The organism is Arsukibacterium sp., assembly GCF_033721375.1.
GTDB lineage: Bacteria > Pseudomonadota > Gammaproteobacteria > Enterobacterales > Alteromonadaceae > Alishewanella.
The window spans coordinates 118,612-144,700 of record NZ_JAWWAP010000008.1 but is presented as its reverse complement, the minus strand read 5'-3'; the positions used below and the strand labels follow the sequence as shown (position 1 = coordinate 144,700).

At 50.8% G+C, this 26,089-nt stretch carries 18 protein-coding genes; 10 read left to right on the top strand and 8 right to left on the bottom strand.

Annotated features, from left to right (window positions below; translation table 11 throughout):
• Nucleotides 1–59: 59 nt before the first annotated feature.
• The gene (gene trhA / locus R3187_RS13770; RefSeq protein ID WP_318967634.1) at nucleotides 60–707 is read right to left on the bottom strand and encodes a PAQR family membrane homeostasis protein TrhA; all 648 of its coding nucleotides are present in this window, start codon (nucleotides 705–707) and stop codon (nucleotides 60–62) included.
• Nucleotides 708–877: 170 nt separating this feature from the next.
• Here trhA and R3187_RS13765 point away from each other — a divergent pair, with 170 nt between their 5' ends.
• Nucleotides 878–2,128 (top strand): glycosyltransferase, encoded by a 1,251-nt coding sequence (locus tag R3187_RS13765; RefSeq protein WP_318967633.1) that lies wholly within the window; start codon nucleotides 878–880, stop codon nucleotides 2,126–2,128.
• A gap of 24 nt (nucleotides 2,129–2,152) precedes the next feature.
• On the opposite strand, the gene R3187_RS13760 is transcribed toward R3187_RS13765, so the two are convergent.
• Nucleotides 2,153–2,542, bottom strand: a complete 390-nt coding sequence (locus R3187_RS13760; RefSeq protein ID WP_318967632.1) for a hypothetical protein — start codon at nucleotides 2,540–2,542, stop codon at nucleotides 2,153–2,155.
• Nucleotides 2,543–2,681: 139 nt separating this feature from the next.
• Here R3187_RS13760 and R3187_RS13755 point away from each other — a divergent pair, with 139 nt between their 5' ends.
• Together R3187_RS13755 and R3187_RS13750 are read left to right on the top strand one after the other, a co-directional pair.
• Nucleotides 2,682–3,443: a Nif3-like dinuclear metal center hexameric protein gene (locus R3187_RS13755; RefSeq protein WP_413229029.1), complete on the top strand. Its 762-nt coding sequence runs from the start codon at nucleotides 2,682–2,684 to the stop codon at nucleotides 3,441–3,443.
• Nucleotides 3,440–4,240: a methyltransferase domain-containing protein gene (locus tag R3187_RS13750; protein WP_318967631.1), complete on the top strand. Its 801-nt coding sequence runs from the start codon at nucleotides 3,440–3,442 to the stop codon at nucleotides 4,238–4,240. Before R3187_RS13755 ends, R3187_RS13750 begins: the two co-directional genes overlap by 4 nt.
• A gap of 5 nt (nucleotides 4,241–4,245) precedes the next feature.
• On the opposite strand, the gene R3187_RS13745 is transcribed toward R3187_RS13750, so the two are convergent.
• Together R3187_RS13745 and R3187_RS13740 are read right to left on the bottom strand one after the other, a co-directional pair.
• Nucleotides 4,246–7,884, bottom strand: a complete 3,639-nt coding sequence (locus R3187_RS13745) for a translocation/assembly module TamB domain-containing protein (protein WP_318967630.1) — start codon at nucleotides 7,882–7,884, stop codon at nucleotides 4,246–4,248.
• Nucleotides 7,881–9,602: an autotransporter assembly complex family protein gene (locus R3187_RS13740; RefSeq protein WP_318967629.1), complete on the bottom strand. Its 1,722-nt coding sequence runs from the start codon at nucleotides 9,600–9,602 to the stop codon at nucleotides 7,881–7,883. Before R3187_RS13740 ends, R3187_RS13745 begins: the two co-directional genes overlap by 4 nt.
• A gap of 308 nt (nucleotides 9,603–9,910) precedes the next feature.
• Between R3187_RS13740 and R3187_RS13735 the strand changes: the two genes are divergently transcribed.
• On the top strand, nucleotides 9,911–11,029 hold the full coding sequence (locus R3187_RS13735; protein ID WP_318967628.1) for a beta-ketoacyl-ACP synthase III: 1,119 nt from the start codon (nucleotides 9,911–9,913) through the stop codon (nucleotides 11,027–11,029).
• 94 nt (nucleotides 11,030–11,123) lie between these two features.
• Here the strand turns inward: R3187_RS13735 and R3187_RS13730 are convergent, their stop codons facing one another.
• Nucleotides 11,124–11,432, bottom strand: a complete 309-nt coding sequence (locus R3187_RS13730) for an isoamylase early set domain-containing protein (RefSeq protein WP_318967627.1) — start codon at nucleotides 11,430–11,432, stop codon at nucleotides 11,124–11,126.
• A 475-nt stretch (nucleotides 11,433–11,907) separates the two neighbouring features.
• Here R3187_RS13730 and R3187_RS13725 point away from each other — a divergent pair, with 475 nt between their 5' ends.
• The 4 genes from R3187_RS13725 to R3187_RS13710 are packed head-to-tail and all read left to right on the top strand — an operon-like array spanning nucleotide 11,908 to nucleotide 18,635.
• Nucleotides 11,908–13,149 (top strand): efflux RND transporter periplasmic adaptor subunit, encoded by a 1,242-nt coding sequence (locus R3187_RS13725; protein ID WP_318967626.1) that lies wholly within the window; start codon nucleotides 11,908–11,910, stop codon nucleotides 13,147–13,149.
• A gap of 1 nt (nucleotide 13,150) precedes the next feature.
• Complete coding sequence (locus R3187_RS13720) at nucleotides 13,151–16,660, top strand: efflux RND transporter permease subunit (protein WP_318967625.1); 3,510 nt, start codon at nucleotides 13,151–13,153, stop codon at nucleotides 16,658–16,660.
• Between the two features lie 50 nt (nucleotides 16,661–16,710).
• Nucleotides 16,711–18,336, top strand: a complete 1,626-nt coding sequence (locus tag R3187_RS13715) for an L-lactate permease (protein ID WP_318967624.1) — start codon at nucleotides 16,711–16,713, stop codon at nucleotides 18,334–18,336.
• 41 nt (nucleotides 18,337–18,377) lie between these two features.
• Nucleotides 18,378–18,635, top strand: coding sequence for a DUF2007 domain-containing protein (locus R3187_RS13710; protein ID WP_318967623.1), 258 nt, complete (start codon nucleotides 18,378–18,380; stop codon nucleotides 18,633–18,635).
• On the opposite strand, the gene R3187_RS13705 is transcribed toward R3187_RS13710, so the two are convergent.
• The 3 genes from R3187_RS13705 to pabB form a co-directional block, all read right to left on the bottom strand.
• Nucleotides 18,632–20,014 carry an L-serine ammonia-lyase gene (locus R3187_RS13705; RefSeq protein WP_318967622.1) on the bottom strand — a complete coding sequence of 461 codons (1,383 nt, stop codon included), beginning with the start codon at nucleotides 20,012–20,014 and terminating at the stop codon, nucleotides 18,632–18,634. The two genes, R3187_RS13710 and R3187_RS13705, sit on opposite strands and share 4 nt — an antisense overlap.
• A 146-nt stretch (nucleotides 20,015–20,160) precedes the next feature.
• On the bottom strand, nucleotides 20,161–20,763 hold the full coding sequence (locus R3187_RS13700; protein ID WP_318967621.1) for a CoA pyrophosphatase: 603 nt from the start codon (nucleotides 20,761–20,763) through the stop codon (nucleotides 20,161–20,163).
• Entirely contained in the window at nucleotides 20,753–22,165 is a 1,413-nt protein-coding gene (gene pabB / locus R3187_RS13695) for an aminodeoxychorismate synthase component I (protein WP_318967620.1), read from the bottom strand. The genes R3187_RS13700 and pabB overlap by 11 nt, the downstream gene beginning before the upstream one ends.
• A 129-nt stretch (nucleotides 22,166–22,294) precedes the next feature.
• Here pabB and R3187_RS13690 point away from each other — a divergent pair, with 129 nt between their 5' ends.
• Both R3187_RS13690 and R3187_RS13685 read left to right on the top strand, forming a co-directional pair.
• Nucleotides 22,295–23,827, top strand: coding sequence for a fumarate hydratase (locus R3187_RS13690; RefSeq protein WP_318967619.1), 1,533 nt, complete (start codon nucleotides 22,295–22,297; stop codon nucleotides 23,825–23,827).
• 69 nt (nucleotides 23,828–23,896) lie between these two features.
• Nucleotides 23,897–25,924: a S9 family peptidase gene (locus R3187_RS13685; protein WP_318967618.1), complete on the top strand. Its 2,028-nt coding sequence runs from the start codon at nucleotides 23,897–23,899 to the stop codon at nucleotides 25,922–25,924.
• Nucleotides 25,925–26,089: the final 165 nt, after the last annotated feature.

Here is a 26,089-nt window from a genome sequence, read left to right as displayed (position 1 = left end):
AAGGTTGTTGCAGGGCTGCGTTAGCAGCCCTTTTTCTATAATGCCATTAACAAATTTTGCTAGGCATGCGGCATCACATACCAATATACGGCTAAAAAGTGCAGGATGCTGCCGGCAAGGACGAATAAGTGCCAGATCATATGATGCAGATACAACGTGCGCCAGATGTAAAACAGTACGCCTCCGGAATAGGCCAGGCCGCCGGCCAGTAACAACCACATTGCCGGCGCAGGCACGTGAGTCAGCATTGGTTTAATCGCGACCACGACAATCCAACCCATTCCCAGATAGAGCGCCAGTGATAGTTTTTTATATTTAAGGCCGGTCGCCAGTTCCAATATCACGCCGGCTATGGCAATCAGCCAGATCACAGTAAATAACGTCAGGCCCCAGTCGCTGCGCAGGCTTACCAGGGTGAATGGCGTATAGGTGCCGGCTATCAGGATAAAAATAGCTGCATGATCCAGCTGGCGCAGCCGGTATTTAAGCAGCGGGTTATGAATGCTGTGATAAAGCGCCGAGCTGCTGTACAGCAAAATGATACTGCTACCATAAATCAGCGAACTGGCCAGCTGCCAGCTGTCGCCATAGAGAACGCTCAGTCGCAGCATCAATATCAGGCCAATGAGTCCCAGTACTGCGCCTACAGCATGGCTCAGTGCATGCAGCTGTTCTTCTAAAACGGTATAGCGGCTTATACTGGTCATAGGTTTTACCGGATTGATTGCTTAAATACGTAGATTTAACTACGTATCTTAACAACAACCTGCCTCAGGTAAACAGCAAGCTGTAACTTAACGGCAAAAGCATTGGTATTTAATGGCAGCGGCGGTACACTGCGTTTTTTTAACAACGCCAATGCAGCAAAGCTAGCCTTATGCCACTACTTATTATTCTGGGCTATGTCTGGCCCGAACCTAACTCCTCCGCTGCCGGCAGCCGAATGCTCAGCCTGATCAAGCTGTATCTGAGTTATGGCTGGCAGGTGAAGTTTGCCAGCCCGGCAGAACTGAGCCCGCATCGTTTTATGCTGGCAGAGCTTGGCGTAAGCGAACAGCAAATTACATTGAACTGCGCTAGTTTTGACCGCTGGCTTGCGGAGCAAAACCCGCAAGCTGTGATGTTTGATCGCTTTATGCTCGAAGAGCAATTTGGCTGGCGGGTAGAGCAGGCGTGCCCGGACGCAATGCGTATTCTGGATATGGAAGATTGTCATGCTTTGCGCCAGGCTAGACAAAGCTGCCATACCCAACAAAGGCCGGTTGATGCGCAAGCACTTAACTCTGAGCTGGCATTACGGGAAATAGCGGCCATTTATCGCTGCGATTTAACCCTGGTGATTTCAGAAGCGGAAATGCAGATTCTGCAACAGCATTATGGCGTGCCGGCAGCACTGCTTTGTTATTGTCCGTTCTGGTTAGATAAGTTGCCGGCAACTAACAGCCCGGGTTACGGCGAGCGCCAGCATTTTATTGCGATAGGTAATTTCCGACACGCCCCCAACTGGCAGGCAGTATTGTGGCTGAAACAACAGATCTGGCCGCAAATACGCAAACAGCTGCCTGGCGCCCAGCTGCATATTTACGGCGCCTATCCGCCGCCCAAAGCCACGGCGCTGGACAACCCGCAGCAGGGTTTTTTAGTTAAAGGCTGGGTGGCAGATAGTGCTGAGGTTATGCGCCAGGCCAGAGTATGTTTAGCCCCACTGGCCTTTGGCGCCGGCTTAAAAGGCAAGTTGCTCGAAGCAATGTGCCAGGGCACTCCCAATGTCACCACGGAAATTGGCGCCGAAGGTATGAACATTGATAGCGGCTGGTGCGGCGCTATTGCTAGCGACAGTGCCGGCATTGCCAAGGCTGCTGTCGAGTTGTATCAGGACGAGGCACTTTGGCAACAGGCGCAGCAACAGGGTTTTCAGATCACCAGCCGACGGTTTGGACCACAGCAGGCACTGCGAGTCTGGCGCGATATTGAGCAGGTAAGAACAACTTTACCGCAACAGCGGCAGATAAACTTTACCGGGTTGATGCTCAGACATCATGCATACCGCAGTACCAAATTTATGGGGCAGTGGATAGAGGCAAAAAGTAAACTGGCGCAAATTGCGCCAGTATCGGGTAACGAATAACTAACTGTTAAAGCTTAACGGCTGTTAACGGGAACCACGTGGCAGCCGTTGCTTGCTGTCGTTGATTTTCTGGGCCCAGAAAGCAGCTGCTGCACCCGGAGTCGTTTTCAGTGGATTCTCGGCTTTAGCTTTACTTTTTGCTGCCGCTTTTGCAGCGGGTTTAGCGGCCGGCTTGGCAGTTTTAGCCGCTTTTTGATCCGCCTTAGCAGGCGTTTCAGTTTTGGCAGCCGCTTTGGCTTTACCGCCTTTACTATAACTTTGGGCTAATTCCGCCAGCTCAGCCAGACGGATATTTTTACCGCCATCAACACTGAACCAGCCTGGCTTTTGCTCCAGCTCGGGCTCTTTACCAAATTTAGCTTTGTAAGCCGCAGTAAAATCAGTGATTACCTGATCTTTATCCAATTTTGTCATGCTAGGTACCTGTGCGTGAAAATTAATCGTTGCCCGCTATTTATACATCAAAACACAGGTAATAGACAAATCTGCCTGCTTTTTAACAGTTTTTAAGTACAATAGAGCGTTTAACGAATGAATTAAAGCGGAGTTTTTTATGCTGCATCGGCAACAACTGCTCAGCCTGCTGTCAGAGCTGCTGCAACCCGGACGGATACGTGACTATTGCCCTAATGGCTTGCAGGTGGAAGGCAAGCCAGAGATCAGACGGATTGTTACCGGGGTGACGGCCAGTCAGGCGTTGGTTGACGCAGCAATTGGCTGGAATGCCGATGCGATTTTAGTGCACCATGGCTATTTCTGGAAAAATGAAGCTTCGGAAATCACCGGCATGAAGAAAAAACGCTTACAAGCGTTATTAGCCAATGACATAAATCTGTTTGCTTACCATCTACCGTTAGATATTCACCCTGAACTTGGCAATAATGCACAGCTGGGCAAACTGCTCAATGCAGAGGTCATTACGCCGATAGCAACCGTTGAACCGCTGGGGGTGGTAATGCAGGGCGAGTATGCTAAGTCCAGATCTTTAAGTGAGGTAGCAACATTACTCCGGCAGCAACTGGGCCGGGACATGCTGGTGCATGCTGGTGTTGGTAATAAGCCGGTTCGCAAGCTGGCCTGGTGTACCGGAGGTGGCCAGGGTTACATTGAGCAGGCTGCAGCAGCAGGCGTGGATCTGTTTATCAGCGGTGAAGTGTCAGAGCAGACTATTCATGTGTCGCGCGAACTGGATATTCATTTTATTGCTGCCGGGCACCACGCTACCGAGCGCTATGGAATTAAAGCCCTGGGTCAATATCTGGCGGCTAATTATCAGTTAGACGTAAAATTTATAGATATTGATAATCCGGCATGAACAAACAGACCGATCGCAGCTTCGACGGGATCAGCGCGAAGTTTCAGCGTAATATTTACCAGAGTAGCAAGGGGGAGATCCGCCAGCAGGTGCTGCTGCGCGATCTAAGCAGCCTGGTTGTGTTACAGCAGCCTTGTCAGGTGCTCGATGTGGGAGCAGGGCAAGGTCAGATCAGCCTGGCGTTGGCGAAAATGGGTCATAGCGTCCATTTAACTGATATTTCAGCCGACATGCTGGCCATTGCAGCTGAGACAGCCGCCACCGATGGGCTGCAAGTATCGGGACCTGCAGCAAAGGTACGTTTCAGTAAACTAAGCCTGGCTGAATTAAGCGCTGATAAAACACAGCAGTATCCGCTGGTGTTATGCCATGCCATGCTGGAATGGCTGGCTAAGCCAGAGTTAGCATTAATGCAGCTATACCGGCTGCTAGCGCCGGGTGGGATGCTGTCGTTAATGTATTATAATAAGGACGCCAAACGTCTCAGTAATATTCTGTATGGTAATTTTGATTATGTAGCGGCCGATTTCAAGGTAAAAAAGAAAGTCAGTTTAAGCCCGCAAAACCCGCTGGAGCCGTTGCAGGTTGAGCAATGGTACCAGCAGGCCGGCTTTAGCTTAATCAGTAAATCCGGTGTTCGTTGTTTTCACGATTATCTGCAAAACCGCAACCAGCAGCAAAGCCATTTTGGCCAACTGCTGGAACTGGAATTAAAATACAACCAGCAGGAGCCCTATGCGTCGATTGGCCGCTATACCCATTTGCTGCTGCGCAAACAGGTTACCAGCAACGACTGACACGCCTAATCAAACTCAAAGCGGTATAACAAGTCTACGGCATTATCCAGGCCTGACACTGCTTCCAGATATAAACTCTGCATTAAACGGTAGCGCAGAGTAAATTCGCCAATCGGCTCAAAAATGCCGACGCCGTATTTAATTTGTAAATCCCGATTCAGATAACCACTTACCGTTACCTGCGAGCTGTCACCAGAGCCGGCAGTATCTAATGTCAGATTACTGACCCCAAAGGCTTCGCCAATTTCCCCTACCAGGCTGCCACTGGACGCTATACTCATCCCGATAAGGCTGGTGGTGACGGCATTGGCAGCGCTGCCCGATTCGCTGTCCAGATCACGCCCGGCCAGCAGATAGGACAGGGCATTAGCCTGTGGCATGGCCGGTTCTGAGAAAATAGTAACTTGTGGCCGGTCTGCCGGGCCGATAACCCGGATGCCCGCTACCACATTGTCTTCCATATTGGCGGGGTTACGAATGGCCTCAACATTCAGATAGGGTTGATCCGGTGGACCATTGAAGGTCATTTTGCCTTTGCGGATCAGTAAATCCTGGCCGTACGAGCGAAAAGTCCCGTCAACCAGTCGCACTTCGCCATTAATGGTTTGTTTATTCTGCTTTTGCCGAACCTGCAGGTTGCCCCGCAGCAGCGTCTCCAGGCCAAAAGCTTCCAGCTTAACCTTGTCACCCAGTTCAACTCTGATATCTGCTTCAAGCGGAATGGCCATTGCTTGTTGATCAGTTACCGGTTCGCCCTCGGCTGTCAGAATAACGGTATCATTTGATAAGCCAATGGCGTTAGGCGGTAGTTCATCAATACTGAGTTGGGCACTTGGAATGTTGATATTACCGGTGACTTTGGTCAGTTGCGGGCTGGCGTTTATTTCAAGGTCCGGTTTAACCTGCAACCGGCCCTGTTCTATCTGAATGCTCAGCGGATCACCATTTACGGCCAGTTTTGCCCGCCAGTTATCCAGCTGCTGCCAGTTAGCGTTACCCGTCAGTTTCAAGTTACCCTGAGGCGTATCAATATCGCCCTGCAGCTCTGCCTGCTCGCCTTTAAAATTAACCTGTAGCTTACCGTCATTAATGTCTGCTGGCGCCAGTTTACCTTTTACCCGCAGTTGTTGCAGAGCCAGCGTGCCCGCCAGCAACGGGCTTTCTACTGTACCTTCAGCATTGATATCAGCACTGATCACACCAGCTAACTCGCTGTATTCATCCAGTAACGGCTGCAGGAACTCCAGAGTAAACTCGCTAAGCCGGACATTGGCGGTTAATGGCCGGTTACTGCTGCTGACATCACTGATATTAAGTTCAGCGGTTAACGACGCCTGATTATTCAGGGTTGCCTGCAGGCTGGCAGTTAGTGTGTCATCCTGTAACACGCTGCTCAGACTGAGTTGTTGCCAGCTCAGTTTAACAGGAGGGGTTGCCACCTCAGTTAACGCGCCATTCTGGCTTTGCAGCGCCAACTCAAGCTGCGGGCGCTGACCAGGTTGCCAGCTGGCACTGGCGTTGGCGCTGAGCTCGCCATCTAAACTGACCGCCAGTGGCATAAATTCATTCAGATCGGCCAGATTAAGCTGCCGTAATTCAATATCAGCCGCCATCCTTTCGCTGCTAAGGCTGGCATCATCAGTTAAACATAACGACGCCGGGTTTTGCAGCCAGCAATGCTGACTGATCTGCAACTGCTGTTTATCATGCATATAGTCTAAAGAAACGGGCTGTTGCAGTTGCCAGCTACCCAGCGGGCTGCCAAGCTGCGCATCAGCCAACTGGCCTTGCCAGTGGTTGCGGTCCGTCAGTTGGCCATTAAGTTGCAAACTGCTATCTGATAACGGTGACTGTAATGCCAGCTCCAACTGATGTTGCTGCTCGCTGCCTGAACCTGTCACTGTCAGCTGGTTTATCTGGTATCCCTGCAGCCGGCCGTCACTGGCCACCAGCTCAAAACTGGCCTGTAGCTGCTCCTTTAGCGCCAACTGCAACTCAAGGTTCAGCTGTTCCAGCCGTTCAGCGCCATAACGCAACGTATTAGCGGTAACGCTGGCGGTTAATTGCGGCTGGCGCTGGGCACCGCGGATAGCTACGTCGGCGTTAATAATGCCACTGGCTGTGGGCAGGCTGGCGCTTAAATCCGGAATGTTAACCTTTGCATCGAGCTGCCACTGTTCAGCCAGAGAGCCGGTTAAACTAATCTGATTGCTGCCATGCTGCACCAGCAACTGTTCACTGCTGAACTGATAACGGTTGGCGCTCTGACGGAAGCTGGCCGAGATGTCGCCGCTGATGTTAATTATTTCATCGCGCAAGCTGCCATCAATAGCCAGCTGGGTTAATTCAGTCTGCCAGCTGCCACCGGCACTAAGCTTGCCGTGGTTTGCCAGTTTACCATTCAGCTGTCCCTGGTATTGCGGCCAGAATACTCCGGGTTTGATATTGCTCAGGTTTATTTCGGTTTGCCAGCTTAGGGGCGGGGTCAAGTTAATGTTGGCATTGCCGTTGATAGCACCGTCCAGGGTATTAAGCTTGAAACGATTTATCGTTAATAACGACTCGGCTAACTGATACTGGCCGCTGGCACTGAGATCAGTATCTGGCACCGTTTGGTGTGCCACGCCAGCGTCCACAGTAAACTGTAATTGTTGTAAATCACCACTGGCGGTTATCTGGCCGCTGGCCAGCTGCCACGGCGTGTCGCTCTTCGGCGGCCAGCTGAAGGCATCGTACTGTGCAGTCACATTGAGCGGTAAGCTGTCGGTTAACAGCGCCAGCTCGGCCTCGGCACTGGCATTGAGAGTGCCTGTGGCGCGGGCATTAATCACTAAATCAGCCAGACTGCCGCTCAGGCCAATATTCAGCTGTTGCTCCGCCAGCGGCGCTTGTTTCAGGACGGTGCTTAGCCGGCCGCTTAGCGGGTAGTTACCTTGCAGGGTAATTTCAGCTGTGGCAGTAAGGTTTGCCAATGGGTGAGTGGCCTGCAGGTCCAGTAACCGGATACTTTGCTCGCGGGCTTGCAGGCTGAAACTGACATCGGGCAGCGCGGTTTGCTGGTCCTGCTGTTGCAGGCTGGCGTCGCTCAGCTGAAAGCCGTTAATAAACACCGAGACAGGCAGACTGATATCGCTAAGTGCCGGTGGCTGATAACTGAAAGGTTCAGTGGCAATTTCATTGCTTTGTCCGGGTTCAATCTGCAGCTGCTTTAACTGACTGTTGTTCAACTGTAGCTGGCGGCCCCAGGCTTCTATCTCAGTACTAAAATGTCTGAAACGGATGGTATTTGCCCCCATGTTGGCCGTTGCATCTTCAATAGTCAGCCCGGAGATACATACTTTTAGCTGAAAAAAGCAGGCATTATTAATATCAAGCTGCACCCGGGCCAGCTGCAGCTGAGCGGTATCATTTTGCCAGCTGATATCACTAAGCTGCATGCCACCGAGCAGGCTGCCACGGTGGGCCGCTACCGTTAACTCCGGGACGTATTTCTGAGCCAGCCATAGCCCCAGTTTCAGACCGGTTGGCGTGTACAGCAAAATAACCAGCAACAGCACCACGGCTAACAGTGGCAGCAGCAACGTCCAGTTTAGCCATTTCAGCACTTTTTTAATCAGATTGGTCTTGCTCAGATTAGTTGTCATAGCTCTGGACCAAGGGAAAAATGAATTTTAAACGCTTTGCGCTCGCCGCTGTCCAGACCGTAGCCAAAATCCAGCCGCACCGGGCCAACCGGTGAACCCCACCGAACACCCAGCCCAACCCCGCGTTTAAAATCGGGGCTGTCACTCCACGCACTACCATAGTCAAAAAAGCCGGCAAGCCACCAATTACCTTTAACTCTGTACTGATATTCAAGCGAAGCGGTTGCCATATAACGGCCACCAACTACCTCCGTATCGTCGTCTTGCATGGGCAACGATTCATAACCGTAACCACGCAGGTTATTTTCACCTCCGGCAAAAAAACGCAGCGAAGGCGGTAAGTCTTCAAGCGCTGCCCCAACTACGGCTCCGGCATCGGCGCGGGTAACAAAGCGGTGGTTGCGGCCCACGCTGCCAATCCAGCCGGCCCGGCCGCGCAGCCGGACAAAGTTGGCATCTGACCCCCAATATTTATCTGATACTTCAATGTTGAATAACAGTCTGTCTGCAGACCTTGGCATTTGGCCACCAGATTGCCGAAGCCGGTTAAAACTCAGGCCCGGCATCAGAATATTGCTGGTGTTTTTCTGTTCAAACTCGGTTGCTTCTTCATACAACCAACGAAACGACGCAATTCGATACCAGTCACTTTCTAATAACCAGTGGCGCTCCGCTGCCAGATTAGACACTTTGGTACGAACATTATTCTGCCTGGTATATTCTTTTACACCAACGCCATACTGAAATTGATAAAAGTCGCTGGGAGAATCGGCCAACGGCATTTTATAACGCGCTTCAATATTCTGCTCTTCACCGGATAATATCAGGTCGGCATTCAAACTATGGCCACGGTCATTCAGCCAGGGTTTAAACCAGCTTAATTTCAGACGAGGGCCTACCTCTTGCGAATAGCCGATACCGGTTTCCACACTGTTGCGCAGTCGCGGTTCAAGTTTTACCAATATCGGCAGGGTGTAATCTTCAATTTGTTCAGTAGCGCCCTCAATGGCGATAGATGAAAACCAGTTGGTATTGGCCAGTACCTGATTAAATTCGCCCAACTCGCTGGCCAGATAGGGCTGGCCGGGCTCAAACGGGACGAGCGACTGCATCCATTGATCACGGATTTGCTGACCGCTGAAAGAAACCTCGCCAAATTTGTAGCGGGTACCACTGGCGAAATGCAAATAAATATTGGCCTGGTTTAATTCAGGAATGACTTCTAAGGTGCTGCGGCTGAATTCGGCGTCAAAATAGCCTTTACGCAGCGCCAGGCTGCTTAACTCTTTCTTCAGACTCTCATAGGTACCATGATGCAGCACATCACCCACCTGCGGTGCCTGCCGCCGCAGTAAGCCAGCGAATTGCCGATCGTCAGTCGCATCGCCACTTAGCTTAATATCAGCTGTTTTGATCAGAGTCGGCGGGCCGGCTGAGACAGTAACCAACAGTGTTGTTTTGCCTGATTTTTCTGAAACAGTAAACTCGATTTCACTTTGATAGTACCCCAGCGCCTGCAGCGCGATTTCAATATCCTGTCGTAGTTTCAGCTGAAAACGCAGCGAATCTGAAATATCTGTTTTGTCATAGCTGGCGATATGATTATTAACATTTTGTTCTAGCGCACCGCTCAGGCCACGTATTTTCAGCTCAGTCTGGGCCTGAATGCTGACACTTGTCAGAAAGAAAAGACTGATTATTTTTCTAAATAGCGACATGCGGTTAATCTGGTATCCTGTTAACAAAGCAGCTGTGGCACTAAAGCTGCTTCTTTGTGAGAAACATTATTATGACGCACAACGAATGGCAGTGTATACCGTCTTTACTGGATGCCGGCTTAACAAATACCGGGCTGCAGTAAAACAGCGTTAATGTATTCGGCTAAACGCCAAGTGGATTTTTCGTTATACTAACTGCCAGGCCCGGGCAGCGGTTACAACCTGACTATAGTAAAACTATAGCAAACTGCCGGAGTCGCACTACAACCAGATAATAAGATCGTTGCAACCGGACAAGGTGTAATTTAATGCAAAATATTGTAATCAGTGGATCAGGGTTATTTACCCCCAGCGCTACCATCAGCAATACAGAGCTGGTTGCCAGCTATAACCAATATGTCGATTTGTATAATCAACAGCATGCCACTGAAATCAGTAGCGGTGGCCGTGACGCGCTGGAGTATTCCAGCTCAGAATTTATTGAGAAAGCCTCAGGGATTAAATCACGCCATGTGTTGTATAAAGAGGGCATTCTGGACCCGCAAGTGATGCATCCGGTGTTTGCCAAGCGTGATGAAAACACCCCGCCGGAAATGGTGGAAATGGCCATCGCCGCAGCCCGTGAGGCGATGGCTCAGGCCAATAAAACAGCAGCGGACATTGATTTAATTATTTGCGCGGCGTCCAATATGCAGCGGCCTTATCCGGCACTGTCTATTGAATTACAACATATTCTGGGCGTAAACGGTTACGCCTTTGATATGAATGTCGCTTGTTCTTCTGCAACGTTCGCCATCAGCAATGCGGTTAATGCCATCCGTGGTGGCACCGCGAAAGTGGTGTTGGTGGTTAACCCGGAATTTGCCTCGCCCCAGGTCGATTACAGAAATCGCGACAGCCATTTTATTTTTGGGGATGTCTGTACTGCAACGATTATTGAAGGGCAAAGCAGTTGTACCGCAGATAACGCCTTTAATATCCTCGGTATGCGGCTGAAAACCAGCTTCTCCAACAATATTCGCTGCGACATCGGATATACCGAACATTGTTTTGCCGAAACTGACCCTAAAGTCCCGTTTTTTAAACAGCAGGGTAGAAAGGTGTTCAAGGAACTGCTGCCTATCGTCGCTGAGGTGATTCAGGATGAGATGGCTGCCCTTAATATTGGCCCGGATCAGTTGAAACGGTTATGGCTGCATCAGGCCAATATTAATATGAATATTTTTGCTGCAAAGAAAATTCTGGGGCGGGATCCGTTGCCGGAAGAAGCGCCACTGGTTTTGGACACTTATGCTAACACCGCTTCAGCCGGTTCAATTATCGCGTTTCACAAGTATAAAACCGGGCTTAGCAGCGGTGATAAGGCCGTGCTCTGTTCCTTTGGCGCAGGCTACTCGGTAGGCTGTCTGATGCTGGAACGGTGCTAAGCCAGCGCTGTTAGTGGCTGACAGCGAGATTGTCGTTGTCAGCCAGAGCCGGTCGTACAGCACTTATCAGCAACTAACTAAGCAACTAACTAAGTTATAAGCGAATAACGGAGTTATGATCGTAGGATAGCGGCGATGGCAAATAGGCATCTGCCGCATCGTCATTTAACCAGGTTCCGCCATTGACCAGATAACGGAATTGATATTCCCGATCATTTTCCAGGGTCAGACTGGCGCTGAAATCACCCTTTTTACTTTTTTTCATCGGCAACGCACTGGGATCCCAGTTATTAAATTCACCGAGCAGGGCAACTGACTCAGCATCGGCTAATTGCTCAGCGCTGAGTTTAAAAGTCACTTTGCAGGCTGGTTTCGTTTTTAAATATTGTTTGGTGATACTCATGTTTATTCCCTCAATCTGGCTGGGTTAACAGCCTGCTTAAGCAACTTGCTGCTGCGATAGTGAATACTACCAGAAATACTAGCCGCGGTTTATGACTGAAAAATGACCAAGTTGATCACAACTGCTACCATAAATCAGGGTAGTCCAAACGGCAAATAACTTTAAGTTGTAGCGATATAACAGCCATTCAAACGCGTGTTTAAAACCTGTGTGTTTGTAACAAAATATTACGCTGCAGGGGTATTGCCGCGGCGGCAAAACGGCCGTGGCCAGAAGATTGTTCAGCAGCAGTAAGAATGCAAGCCGCATACGTAAAGGCTTGAGGCTTAGCCGGATGAATTTAAAAGGGTTTGGTTCACTCTGCATGCCACGGCAGTTTTGCTATTTCAGGATACAAAGATTAACAGTCGCTGGCATACAATTGCTGCCGTAACGATTATGATGCAACAAGTTAAATTTGACAGGTGGGTAAGTCATGTCGTCTTTCTTTGTAAAAGTAATACTTCCGGTAATCGTGATTGTGGTGGCTATAGCTGCTGCTGTGGGCTTAGCTAAAATGCGCCAGCCGCCGGAAAAAAATGATGAAAGCAGGCCGGCGATCCTGGTTAATGCCGCCGCTATTGAGCCAGATAATATCGTTTATCAAATCAAGTCACAGGGCATGGTAACGCCCAAGCTGGAAACCAGCCTGATTTCTGAAGTGAATGGCCGGATTGTGGCAGTGGCCGAGCAATTCGTTGCCGGCGGTTTTTTCAAAAAAGGTGATTTGCTGGTCAGGGTAGAACAAAGTGATTATTTAACGAATGTCAAAGCGGCGCAAGCTGCAGTGGCCAATGCCCAGGCCATGCTGGCAGAAGAAAAAGCCCGGGTTAAGGTAGCGGAAGAAGAGTGGCGCTCTTTTACCGATGGCACAGCGCCAGCACTGGGTTTACGCCAACCACAATTAGCCAGTGCGCTGGCCAGTGTCCAGTCAGCAGAGGCAGAGTTGGAGCGGGCAAAACGCGATCTGGACCGAACTGAAATCCGGGCACCGTACGATGGTATGGTTCGCAGCCGGGCCGCCAATCTGGGCCAGTTTATCAGCCGTGGTACGGTGCTTGGCAATATTGTCGGCACCGAAGTGGCTGAGATTCGTTTACCGCTGACCGATATCGATATGGCATTTTTAGCCATGCCCGGTGAAAGGGATCCGGATAGCAATAAAGTCACCCTGAGCAGCACGGTAGCAGGGCAGCAACAAAGCTGGCCGGCAAAACTGGTCAGAACCGAAGGCATACTGGATGAGCGCAGTCGGGTTATCTATGTGGTGGCTGAAGTCATCGACCCTTATCAGCGCCAGAGTCAGGGCCAGGGCGAAAGCCAGCCGGTATTAAACTTTGGCCGCTTTGTCGGCGCGACTATTGTCGGCACTCAGGCCGAGCAGGTTGTTAAGGTAGCGCGGCATTTACTACTGCCGGGTAATCAGGTGCTGGTGGTCGATAAAGACAATACTCTGCAATTTCGTCAGGTAACGGTGGACAGGGCAACCAGTGAATTTGCCTATATCCAGGCCGGTCTGCAGCCGACTGATCAACTGGCGTTATCGGCTATTTCAAACCCACTGGCAGGGACAGTAGTCAGAGTTGCCGGGGCAGACAGTGCCGAGCCGCAAACTAGTGACGAGACCCAGCTGGCTGAAGCCGCAGCAGTAAAAGCCGGTAAGGTAAAGGAGCAATAATATGGATACCAACAAAGGTATTATTGCCTGGTTTACCCGCAATAGCGTGGCGGCTAATCTGCTGATGGCCATTATTCTGGTGGCTGGTATTGCTTCAGTACTGACGATTAAAAAGCAGGCATTTCCGGAAATAGAGCTGGAAGTGGTTAATATCCGGGTGCCTTATCTGGGGGCGGCACCACAGGAAGTTGAAACCGGTGTTATCGATAAAATCGAGCAAAGCCTGCGCGGCGTTAACGGTATCAAGCGTATTCGCTCGACCGCCGTTGAAGGTCTGGCGACGGTACGGGTGGAAGTTGCCTCAAACTATGAAGTTCAGGAGGTAATGGACGAGATCAAAACTCAGGTTGGTTCTATTTCGTCGTTACCAGAACAAACTGAGCGGCCGGTAGTGTACCGGGTACGCTTTCAAAGCAATGTCATGTGGTTATCCCTGTATGGCGATGCGCCGGAGCGGACATTAAAAGAGCTGGCGAAAGATATCCGGGATGACATTAAAAAGCGTCCTGGGGTCAGCAAGGTTGATGTAATAGCGGCCAGAGACTACGAAGTTGCGGTTGAAGTCTCGGAGCTTAAATTAAAAGAATATGGTTTAACCCTGGATCAGGTGGTTACGGCAATCCGCGCCAGCTCAGTTGATTTACCCGGCGGCGCTATCCGTTCTGAAAGTGGCAATATTCTGCTGCGAACCAAAGGTCAGGCCTATAACCAGGCTGATTTTGACAATATTGTATTACTGAAATTTGCAGACGGCACCCGGTTGACCCTCGGTGAAATTGCGACGGTCAATGACGGTTTTATTGAACGTAGCCGCTTAGCAACCTTTGATGGTAAGAACAGTGTCTCAATCCGGATTGATGCCGTTGGCGAAGACGATACCCTGCAGATTGCCGATACGGTAAAACAATATGTTAAGGATAAGAAAGCCAGTTTACCGCCCAGTGTCCAGTTAGATTACTGGGGCGATTCCAGCTACTACCTGCAGGGCCGGCTGGACCTGATGACCGATAATCTGCTGTACGGCGTTATACTGGTGCTGCTGGCACTAACGCTGTTTCTGGAATTCCGGGTCGCGTTCTGGGTAATGGTGGGTATTCCGGTGTGCTTTTTAGGTGCGCTGGCGATGTTGCCGCTGCCAATGTTTGATGTTTCGATCAATATGATAAGCCTCTTTGGCTTTATTCTGGTACTGGGGATAGTGGTCGATGACGCCATTATTATTGGCGAAAGTGCCTATACCGAAATAGAAAAACGGGGCAAATCTACCGCAGCGGTCATCGCCGGCGCCAAAAAGGTCGCGATGCCAGCGACATTTGGCGTGTTAACCACGATTGCCGCTTTTGTGCCAATGCTGATGGTTGGCGGTGGCCAGTCTGCTATCTGGGAATCCATTGCCTGGGTAGTGGTGCTGTGTCTGGCATTTTCCATTATCGAATCGAAACTGATTTTACCTACCCACATTGCCAATATGGACACCAAGCCCTGGGATCCGGATAAAGGCGGGATTTATGCGCTGGGCCGCTTTGGCAGCAATACCTTAAAGCGGGTGCGCGAAGCGGTTTCCCGTGGCCTGTTCCGCTTTATTCACAACACCTATAAGCCGTTTATCGAAGCTTGTATTCGCCTGCGCTATCTGACCATGGCTGGTTTTTTTGCCATGTTAATTTTAATGGTCGGGGTGTTACGGGGGGGCTTCGTGCCCTGGGTGTTTTTTCCGGATCTGCCCAGTGACTTTATCCAGGCCAATGTCCAAATGGAAGAGGGCGCCTCGAATGAAGCTACTGTGCTGGCAATGCAGGAAATTGAAAACGCCCTACTGCGAGCCAATACCGAACTGGGCCGCGAGTTTAATGAGGACGTGATTAAACACCGGCTGGTATTTTTAAACAGCGATACCGCCGGCCAGCTGGTGGTAGAGCTTAAAAAAAGTGAAGACCGTGAAATAGACGGTTTTGAAATCGCCCGGCGCTGGCGGGAACAGGTGCCGGAAATTCCCGGTTTAAAAACCTTTAAAATTAACAGCTCGGTCGCCGGTGGTGGTGGTGCTGACATTGCGCTGCAGCTGCGCGGCACTAATCTGCAAAACCTGCAGCTGGCTACTCAGGAGCTGAAAACCAGATTAGCAGAGTATGTCGGGGTATTTGATATTGAAGACAATTTACTCGGTGGCAATGATGAAATTGTGTTGGCGCTAAAACCTGAAGCTGATTTACTCGGCATTAGCCTGGCAGATTTAGCCCGGCAGGTGCGCTATGGTTTTTATGGTGCTGAAGCCCAGCGCTTACAACGCAATGGCGAAGAAATAAAAGTAATGGTGCGTTACCCGCGGGAAGAGCGGCGCTCAATTGGTGATTTGGAGAATATGCGTATCCGCACCGCTAATGGCGGGGAAGTGCCGTTCTCCCGGGTAGCAAGTTACACCATGCAACCGAGTTTCAGCGCCATTAACCGGGTAAATGGCGAGCGGGCCGTAACGATTACCGCGGCAGCTGATAAAACCCTGATCGAGCCTGGCGTCGTGGTACGCGAAGTTAAAGATAAAATTATTAAAGAGCTGGAGCAGAAGTACCCTGGTGTGACAGGCTCATTAGATGGTGCCAGTCAGGATGAAATTGATGCTCAGGTTGATTTAATGAAAGCGGCGGTGCTGGCGTTGTTTGCGATTTATGCCTTAATGGCGGTGCCGCTGAAATCTTACAGTCAGCCACTGATTATTATGAGCGTGATCCCATTTGGCTTAATTGGCGCGGTGATCGGCCATATGGTACTGGGGTTGAGTATGAGCATTATGTCGATTTTTGGCCTGGTGGCGCTGGCCGGGGTTGTGGTAAACGACAGCCTGATCATGGTCGACTTTGTCAACCGGGCGCGGGAGCAGGGCATAGCGGTGCGCCAGGCCGTGGTCGAAGCAGGTACCCAGCGTTTCCGGGCTATTTTGCTGACATCGCTGACCACCTTTGTTGGCCTGGCACCTATTGTGCTGGAGCGCAGTTTACAGGCAAAAATAGTGGTACCCATGGCAGTATCGCTGGCGTTTGGTATTTTATTTGCGACGGTCATTACCCTGGTATTGATCCCGGCACTGTATGTGATCCTGGAAGATACCAAGAAAACCGTACCCCAGGCCATTGCCAGCTTTGGCCGGGCCGTTCGCAGCTATGCTAACTTTACCCAGCCCGACAGCCGGCGTGAATTCTGGCAGTTTTTTCTGGTTCACCTAATGTTGTTATTTGTATTACTGATTGTCGACGGTATCGTTGCCAGCATTGGCTTGTTGCCAAATGGTGTGGTTGCCCTGGCGTATTTAATTGGCATGACGTTGCCGGTTACTGCAGCAATCTGCCGGCGCTTAACCGATTTGCCATTCAGTCGCTGGTGGGCATTGCTGTTGCTTATCCCGGTACTGGGCTTGTTCACGCTGCTAATTATAACGTTACGGGCAGGCAGCAGTGAGCAGGATAATGCCAGCTATCCTGAGCAAACGGCTGCGGGACAGCCGGGATTGAGCTAAGGTAGTTATTAGCAGCAGCGCTGGCAGCCAGGAGGTATTGACCTGATCTTATGACCGCATGGCAATGGATAACAGCGGCGATGCCGCTGTTAAGTGTGTTTATGCTGCTGGTGCTGCTGCGGATGCCAGCACGCCGGGCAATGCCGTTGAGTTTTGTGATCTGTGCGGTGCTGGCTTATCTGGTATGGCAGGTACCGCTGCAACAACTGGCCGCGGCCAGCACCGAAGGGCTGGTGATTGCGGCCACTATTCTGTGGATCGTGTTTGGCGCCATTTTCCTGCTTAATGTGCTAAAGCAGACCGGCGCTATCGATGTTATCAAAGCCGGCTTTGGCGCCATCTCCGCTGATAAAAGGGTGCAGCTAATTATTATTGGCTGGTTGTTTGGCAGTTTTTTAGAAGGCGCGGCCGGTTTTGGCACCCCCGCGGCTATCGCCGCGCCATTGCTGGTGGCACTGGGATTCAGCCCGTTGTCAGCTGTGGTGCTGGCGTTGGTGGCTGATTCCAGTGCGGTCTCTTTTGGCGCTGTCGGTACCCCGGTGCTGGTTGGCATTGCTCAGGGTGTACCGGGCATTGAACCTGACACCGTGTTACAGGTAGCGTTAACTGCCATTAGTATTGATATCGCCGTTGCCTCCTGGTTGCCGCTGTTGATGGTGGTGATGTTAACCCGCTTTTTCAGTGAGCAAAAAAGCTGGCGTGCCGGCTTTGCTATTGCGCCTTTTGCATTGCTAAGTGGCTTAGCCTTTACACTACCGGCTTATCTGGTGGCCTTATTGCTGGGGCCTGAGTTTCCGTCGGTACTGGGCGCCTTGATAGGGCTGGCGCTGATCTGTACCGCCGCCCGTTACGGTGTGCTGTTACCGGCAACACCCTGGTTATTTAAGCCCGACCAAGCAACACCCGCTCAGGTTGAACAAGCCACCACAATAACGCCAGATATCCTGTCAGCCACAGCTGCCTTACCATTATGGCGCGCCTGGCTACCCTATATGTTAGTGGCGATGTTACTGGTATTGACCCGGATCCCGGGCTTGCCTTTCAAAGCCGGCCTACAGCAGCTTGCCTGGCACTGGCCGGCAATTTTTGGTACTGAACTGACCGTCACAGTCAGCCCGTTATATTTACCGGGCAGTTTATTTGTGCTGGTGGCGCTGGTCGGTTGCTTTTTCCTGCGGGGCTCTGCAACGATGCTGCGAAACGCGGTGATGCAAAGTGGCCGGATGTTACTGCCTTCGGCTATTGCGCTGGCCGGTGCGGTACCAATGGTGCGGATATTTCTGCAGTCTGACGTTAATACCGCGGGTTTACCTGCTATGCCAATAGCACTGGCAACCGAAGCGGCCCACTATTTAGCCGACAGTTGGTTATGGATAGCGCCTTTTGTCGGTGCCTTAGGCTCTTTTATTGCCGGCTCAGCAACCTTTTCTAATTTAATGTTTGGCAGTTTTCAGCTGGCAATGGCCTATGAAGCCAGCTTACCGCTGACCTTGGTGCTGGCTTTGCAAATGCTTGGTGCTAATGCCGGTAATATGATTTGTGTGGTTAACGTTGTCGCGGCTGCCAGTGTGGTTAATTTGCAGGGGCGGGAGGGTGATATTATTCGCTATACACTGTGGCCAATGCTATTTTACTGTGTTGCTGCCAGCAGTGTCGCCTGGTTGTTGTTACGGTAAGCTGATGAAGCAAGAGTTAGGACAAGCGTTGTAAGGCAAATATGAAAATTATTTTTAATGCTAACGATATTCTCGAAGCCCATATTGTCGCTGGTATGCTGCAGTCTTTTGGTATAGAGGCCCATGTTGGCGGCCACTATCTGCAAGGTGCGGTAGGCGATGTGGCACCGCTGGGTATCGCCACTATCCTGGTGCAGGATGAAGACACTGAGCAGGCTGAGCAGATAATTGCTGACTATCAGGCTGGAGCAACCAGTAGCGAACCAGACGATCCGCTACTGTTCTCTGAACCCGGTTAACATTCGATAATATTTACCGCCAGGCCGCCGCGTGAGGTTTCTTTGTACTTGGTTTGCATATCGCGCCCGGTGTCCCACATGGTTTTAATCACTTTATCTAATGACACTTTCTGATCGCCACTACCACGAAGAGCCAGGCGGGAAGCATTAATCGCTTTAATTGAACCCATGGCATTACGCTCAATACAGGGCACTTGCACCAGGCCACCAACCGGATCGCAGGTTAAGCCCAGGTTGTGCTCCATGCCAATTTCAGCCGCATTTTCAACGTGCAGCGGGGTACCACCCTGAATTTCAGTTAAGGCCGCCGCCGCCATTGAGCAGGCTACGCCCACCTCGCCCTGACAACCGACTTCTGCACCGGAGATAGAGGCATTTTTCTTATATAAAATGCCAATAGCGGCAGCTGTCAGCAGGTAGCGGGTGGCAATTTCCGGGCTGACTGGCTGAATAAATTTATCATAATACATCAGCACCGCCGGAATAATGCCGGCAGCACCGTTAGTAGGGGCAGTGACCACCCGGCCACCGGCGGCGTTTTCTTCATTTACGGCCAGCGCAAATAAATTAACCCAGTCCATGACCTGCAGTGGGTCGTTGCTTTTCTCTGACATCAGCCGTTTGTATAAAGCGGGCGCCCGCCGTTTTACTTTTAAACCGCCGGGCAGAATACCTTCGGTTTTAATACCGCGTTCAATACAGGCCCGCATCGTTAACCAGATATTATTCAGCTCACTTTCAATCTGAGCAGGTTTACGCAGTACTTTTTCATTTTCCAGCATTAAACCAGAAATCGACAAGCCATTTTCTTTGCATAAAGCTAACAGTTCGGTGCCGGATTCGAACGGGAATGGCGGCGGATTATCGGCGGCAAACTGACTGGCGGCTTCTTTTTCTTTGGCGAAATCTTCTGCCTTCACAATAAAGCCGCCACCAATTGAGAAGTACACTTCGCGCAGTAATTCATTTTTGCTGCTGTCAAATGCCACCAGCTCCATGCCGTTGGAGTGCTCTTTTAACGTTTTGCGCCGGTGAAACACAATGGCGCCTTCGCGCGGAAACTTTACACTATGATTTTGTGCCAGTTGCAGTTGCTGGCTGTCATGCACCTGTTTTAGTAATCCTTCGATGCTGTCGGGGTCGATAGTTTCCGGTAAGTAACCTGATAAACCGAGGATAACCGCTTTGCCGGTGCCATGGCCCACGCCGGTCTGGCCCAGCGAACCATACAGTTCGACTTTAACGCTGGCAACCTTATCAAGCACCCCGGCATCACTAAGGTTATCGGTAAATTTTTTGGCGGCGCGCATCGGGCCTACAGTGTGTGAACTGGAAGGGCCAATGCCAATACTGAACATGTCAAAAGCACTGATAATCATAATAGGGTTCTAATCGGTTATTCTATGAAATTGCAGCCATTGTAACGGAAGCTGACCACGACTGTAAGCCAACTGGTAACTGGTCGGGTGTTATTACCAAATGTATTACCAAATGGCCGAACCTGACCTGTATCTTTAACTTTACATTAAGCCAGTTGCAAACAAAGCTGATGCATAATGGCGGCGGTGGCGCCCCAGATAAACTTATCCTGATACGGCATAAAATGCAGATCCCGGGTTTTACCGCGCAAGGTCAGCGAGAGCTGATGACGGTTTTGCTCTGGTAAAAAGTGACTAAGCGGTACTTCAAATACTGCCGCTACTTCCGATACCTGCAGCTGAAACGCACGTTGCGGCTTAAGCAGGCCAACCCAGGGTTCAATAATAAAGCCGGTCGTGGTGTCCTGCGCCGGTAAGCGGCCCAGCAAGTTAACTTCTGACTGCGCCAGGCCTATTTCTTCTTCTGCCTCACGCAGCGCAGCCTGGTAGCTGCTTTCGCCAGGCTCCATCCGCCCGCCGGGAAAGCTGATTTGACCCGGGTGATGGCGCAGGTGCAATGCCCGTTGGGTAAATAACACTTTCAGCTGGTTACCGTAATCAACAACTGGCACCAGTACCGCAGCATGCGAAGAGGTGCTCCGGGCGTTATTTGCTAACGGCACCGGGCCTTTTACCGCCGGCAGCGGCCCGGCAGCGGTTGCCGGATTAGGCGTTAATATAAAACGGCTGCTAAAGTGCTCAGCCAGCATTGGCGGTGTCCTGCATTTGGGGCAGAGAATTAACCGCTGACTTATTAAGATTAACCAGTACCGGCAATATTTTGTTTACCTTATCCAGAGTTTCCTGGTATTCACTGTCCGCTTCAGAGTCGGCAACAATGCCGCCACCTGCCCAGCAGTAGATGTTACTTTCACTACAAACCAGCGTGCGTATCGCGATATTGGTGTCCATATCACCGTTATTATTAATATAGCCAATAGCGCCGCAATATACTGAGCGGCGGTGCGGTTCAAGCTGTTCAATAATCTGCATTGCCGCCACTTTAGGGGCACCGGTAATAGAGCCGCCTGGAAAAGCTCCGCGCAGTAAATCACAGGCACTATATTGCGAGGCCAGCTCGCCGGTAACAGTACTGACTAAATGATGCACAGCCGGAAAGCTTTCTATGGCAAACAGCTCAGGTACCGCGACACTGCCAACCCGGCATACTTTACCAAGATCATTTCGCAGCAGATCAACAATCATCACATTTTCAGCCCGGTCTTTTTCGGCCTGTTGCAGCTCTGCAGCGGCTTGCTGGTCGAGCTCCGGTTTGCTGTGACGCGGGCGGGTACCTTTAATCGGTTTGGTTTCAACCTGGCGGTTTTTTAACTGCAAAAAACGCTCGGGTGAAATACTCAGCACGGCGCCTTGCTCCAGCCGGATAAAAGCAGAAAAAGGGGCGGCATTAGCCTGTCGTAACGCCAGATAGGCTTGCCACTCGTCGCCCTGATAGCTGGCACTAAAGCGCTGGGCTAAGTTAATCTGATAGCAATTGCCATTTAATAAATGCTGCTGAATGTTGTCGAAGCGATCGTTATATTGCGCCTGGCTGAGATTGGCCTGCCAGTTGCCGGTTAGCGAAAAGGGCACAAAGTGAACCGATTGCGCCAGCTGATGCTGCATTTTTTGCCAATGGGCTTTGGCATCACCGTAATAATCAACACACCACAGCTGATTTAGCTGCTTATCCAGCACCAGTGCGGCACTATATAAGCCTATCGCCATATCTGGCAGCTGAATATCATGCTCACTTTGCTCTGGCAGCTGCTCCAGATAGCGGCCTAAATCATAACCAAAATAGCCGAGCGCGCCGCCGCTAAAGGGCAGTTCACTGGCAACCGGCTCTGGAAAATAGCGCTTTAAGGCGCAGTTTAATACGGTAAAAGGGTCTTCTGAGTAATCATGAGTGCCGTGCTCGTCCCGCAACGTAGTGATGCCGTTGCCCGCTGTCAGGGTCGCCAGTGGCTGGCTAACCATAATCTGGTAGCGGCTGTTAGGGTGACTGCCGGCCGCAGAGTCGAGCAGCATTGCCCAGGGCTGGCTGGCAAAATGGCCAAAAAGGGTGGCTAAATCCGCCGGTGCGGTTTGTGGAATTAAATACTGCTGCATAGAAGGCTAGCCGCTGTTTTCGATGCGGGGTATCATACCAGCACAGTAGCCAATAGTTAATGGTACAGCCGGTTTCGGTATTAACCCATTGTCACAATAGTCAGTTTCGACTTTAAAGGAAAAGTAAGCATGACGGTAATTCGCCAACAAGACTTTATCGAGAGTATTGAAGATGCGTTGCAGTATATCTCTTATTATCATCCGCTGGATTTTATTCAGGCGCTGGAGCAGGCTTACCATAAAGAGCAGAACCAGGCCGCGAAAGATGCCATTGCCCAAATTCTGATTAACTCCCGGATGTCGGCTGAAGGCCACCGGCCGATTTGTCAGGACACCGGTATTGTCACCTGTTTTGTTAAAATTGGCATGGATGTGAAATGGGATAAAACCGACCTGACCGTACAGCAAATGGTTGACGAAGGTACCCGTCGGGCTTACCTGAACCCGGACAACCCGCTGCGGGCCTCAATTGTTGCAGACCCTGCCGGCGCACGTAAAAATACCAAAGACAACACGCCATCAGTGGTTCATATCGATTTAGTGGCCGGCCATCATGTTGAAGTAATGATTGCAGCCAAAGGCGGTGGCTCAGAAAATAAAACCAAGATGGCGATGCTTAATCCGTCAGATTCCATTGTTGACTGGGTGCTGGAAACCCTGCCGAAAATGGGTGCCGGCTGGTGTCCGCCGGGTATGCTTGGCATAGGCATTGGCGGTACCGCCGAAAAAGCCGCAGTGCTGGCCAAAGAAGCACTGATGGAACCGGTTGATATTCAGGAGCTTATTGCTAAAGGCGCCGAAACAGCGGATGAAAAACTACGGCTGGAGCTGTATGAAAAAGTCAATAAACTGGGCATAGGTGCGCAGGGCCTGGGCGGCTTAACGACAGTAGTCGATGTAAAGATTAACAGCGTGCCCACCCATGCTGCCAGTTTACCGGTGGTGATGATCCCCAACTGTGCTGCTACCCGCCATTTGCATTTTCATTTAGATGGCACTGGTCCGGCAGATATTAAGCCGCCGAAACTGGAAGACTGGCCCCAGGTTACCTGGGAGCTGGGCGAAAAGGTGCGGCGGGTTAATCTGGATACCATTACCCCGGCTGATGTGCAAAGCTGGCAGGCCGGCGAAACGGTGCTGTTAAGCGGTAAAATGCTGACTGGCCGGGATGCCGCCCATAAACGGATTGCCGATATGCTGAATAAAGGCGAAGGCATGCCACAAGGAGTTGACCTTAAAAACCGTTTTATTTATTACGTCGGTCCGGTGGATGCGGTGCGTGATGAAGTGGTTGGCCCGGCCGGCCCGACCACGGCAACCCGGATGGATAAGTTTACCGAAATGATGCTGTCCCAAACCGGCCTGCTTGGGATGATTGGTAAATCCGAGCGCGGTGATTTAACGGTAGAGAGCATTAAAAAACATAAAGCGGTATATTTAATGGCCGTCGGCGGTGCTGCTTATCTGGTATCAAAAGCCATTAAAAAATCCCGGGTAGTGGCTTTTGCCGATTTAGGAATGGAAGCGATTTACGAGTTTGAAGTAGAAGACATGCCGGTAACGGTCGCGGTAGACTCTAACGGTAATAACGTCCATAAACAGGGCCCGGCAATCTGGAAAGCCAATATTGCTGAACTGGATGCCAGACTAAAAGCAAAATAATAACGATATTAACGCGCTGGTATTACCGGCGCTTTGCTTTAATTAAAATCATCCTGAAGGGGAGCAACGATGAAATACTCACTGATGCTGTTAAGCGCCTTAGCTGCAGCACCACTGGCAGCGAAGGCGCCGTTAACGGTGGAGCACCTGAACCAGTTTAATAAAATTACGGCGATGAGTTTATCAAACGATGGCCGGTATCTGGCTTATACCCAGGCCAATGGCGGTTTTGCGCCGGCCGATACCAGCACTGATATTTATTTAAGAGACTTACGTCAGGACAGCCCGGCGCAGCGCTTAACCCAAAGCGCTGCCAGTGAACGGGCCCTAGCCTTTAGCAGTGATGGCCAGGCCTTGTATTTTCTTGCTGATCGCAGTGGCAGCAGCCAGCTATGGCGCTTGCCATTAGATGGCGGCGAAGCACTGCAGGTAACTGATTTACCGCTGCCGGTTGAAGGCTTTAAAGTCTCGGCAGATGGTAAAAGCCTGGCCTTGTCGCTGGCGGTATTGCCGGGTTGCGCCACCTTACAATGTACCGTCGATGCTAAAGCAGCTGACAAAGAGCGCAAAGACAGCGCGCTGGTGTACGATGGTCTGATGGTGCGGCACTGGGATCACTGGCGTGAGCCTTATCGCAGTCAGTTGCATATTGCGACGGTTGCCGAAAATAATGGCATGGTCACCGATGCCAAAAACCTGATCAGCGACTGGGATACCGATATTGCCGGGATCAGCGAAGTAGCTTTTACCCCGGATAACCAGCATCTGGTGTTCAGTGCCAAGGCACCCGGCAAAGATCAGGCCTGGCATACCAACTACGATATTTTTCAGGTATCGGTTAATGGTGGTGACAAGGTTAATTTAACTGCCGACAATAAAGCCTGGGACGCCAAACCGAAATTTTCGGCAGATGGCCGGTTTATGGCCTATCTGGCGATGACTAAGCCGGGCGCCGAAGCGGATCGTTTTGGCTTAATGTTACTGGATATGGTGACCGGACAGCGCAAAGAGCTGGCGGCAGAGTTTGACCGCTCGGTCAGTGATTATCAGTTTGGCAGCGATAACCGTACAATCTATGTTACGGCGCAGGATTTGGGCCAGTACAGTATTTTTGCCATCAACACCAGTTTTGGTGATGTGCGTAAAGTCTATGGCAATGGCTATGCCGGTAATTTACAGGTAGCCAGTGACAAACTGGTGTTTACCAATCACCGGCTGGATATGCCCGCTGAAATATTTCAAATCAGCCCTGATGGCAGCCAGTTAACCCAACTAACTGATATTAACGCTATCTGGCGCGATCAGGTGCAGTTTGGCGACTATGAGCAATTCAGCTTTAAAGGCGCCAACGATGCCACCGTATATGGTTATCTGGTCAAGCCGTGGAATTTTACTGCAGGTAAAAAATACCCGATGGCGTTTTTAGTCCACGGTGGCCCGCAAGGTAGCTTCGGCAATATGTTTAATGAGCGCTGGAATGCCCAGATGTATGCCGCCAAAGGCTATGCCGTAGTGATGGTCGATTTTCATGGCTCTACCGGTTATGGTCAGGCTTTTACCGATGCCATCAGTCGTGACTGGGGCGGAAAACCGTTAGAAGATTTGAAAAAAGGCTTTGAATATATTGTCAAGGCTCAGCCGTGGATTGACGGTGAGCGCGCCTGTGCCCTGGGTGCATCTTACGGTGGTTATATGATGAACTGGATAGCCGGTAACTGGCCAACCGGTTTTAAATGTCTGGTGAACCATGCCGGTTTATACGATATGCCAAGCTTTTATGGCAGCACCGAAGAGCTGTGGTTCCCGGAGTACGATTTAGGTGGCCCGGCCTGGGCCGCAGGTTCTGATTATCAGAAATTTAACCCGGCTGCGCTGGCCGATAAATGGCAAACTCCGATGCTGGTTATTCACGGTTTAAAAGACTACCGGGTACCTTATGCCCAGGGCTTAGGTGCTTTTACCAACCTGCAACGTAAAGGTATTGATTCGCGGTTAGTGATTTTCCCGGATGAAAACCACTGGATCTTAAATAAAGATAACCGGGTACGTTGGTACGGTGAAGTGTTTGAGTGGCTGGAGGAGTACACTAAACAATAGAAATGTACTGCAGTAAACGGCCAAGACTCCGGTTACTGCAGAAGTCGGTTTGCGCACGCTGACACGCCGTAACCCCATCCCTGGGGGCTCGTTTGCAAGCAGCATCGTGCTGCTTGCCCGTCGGGCCAGCGGGCTGTCCAAATACGTTCCCTACGTATTTGTCCG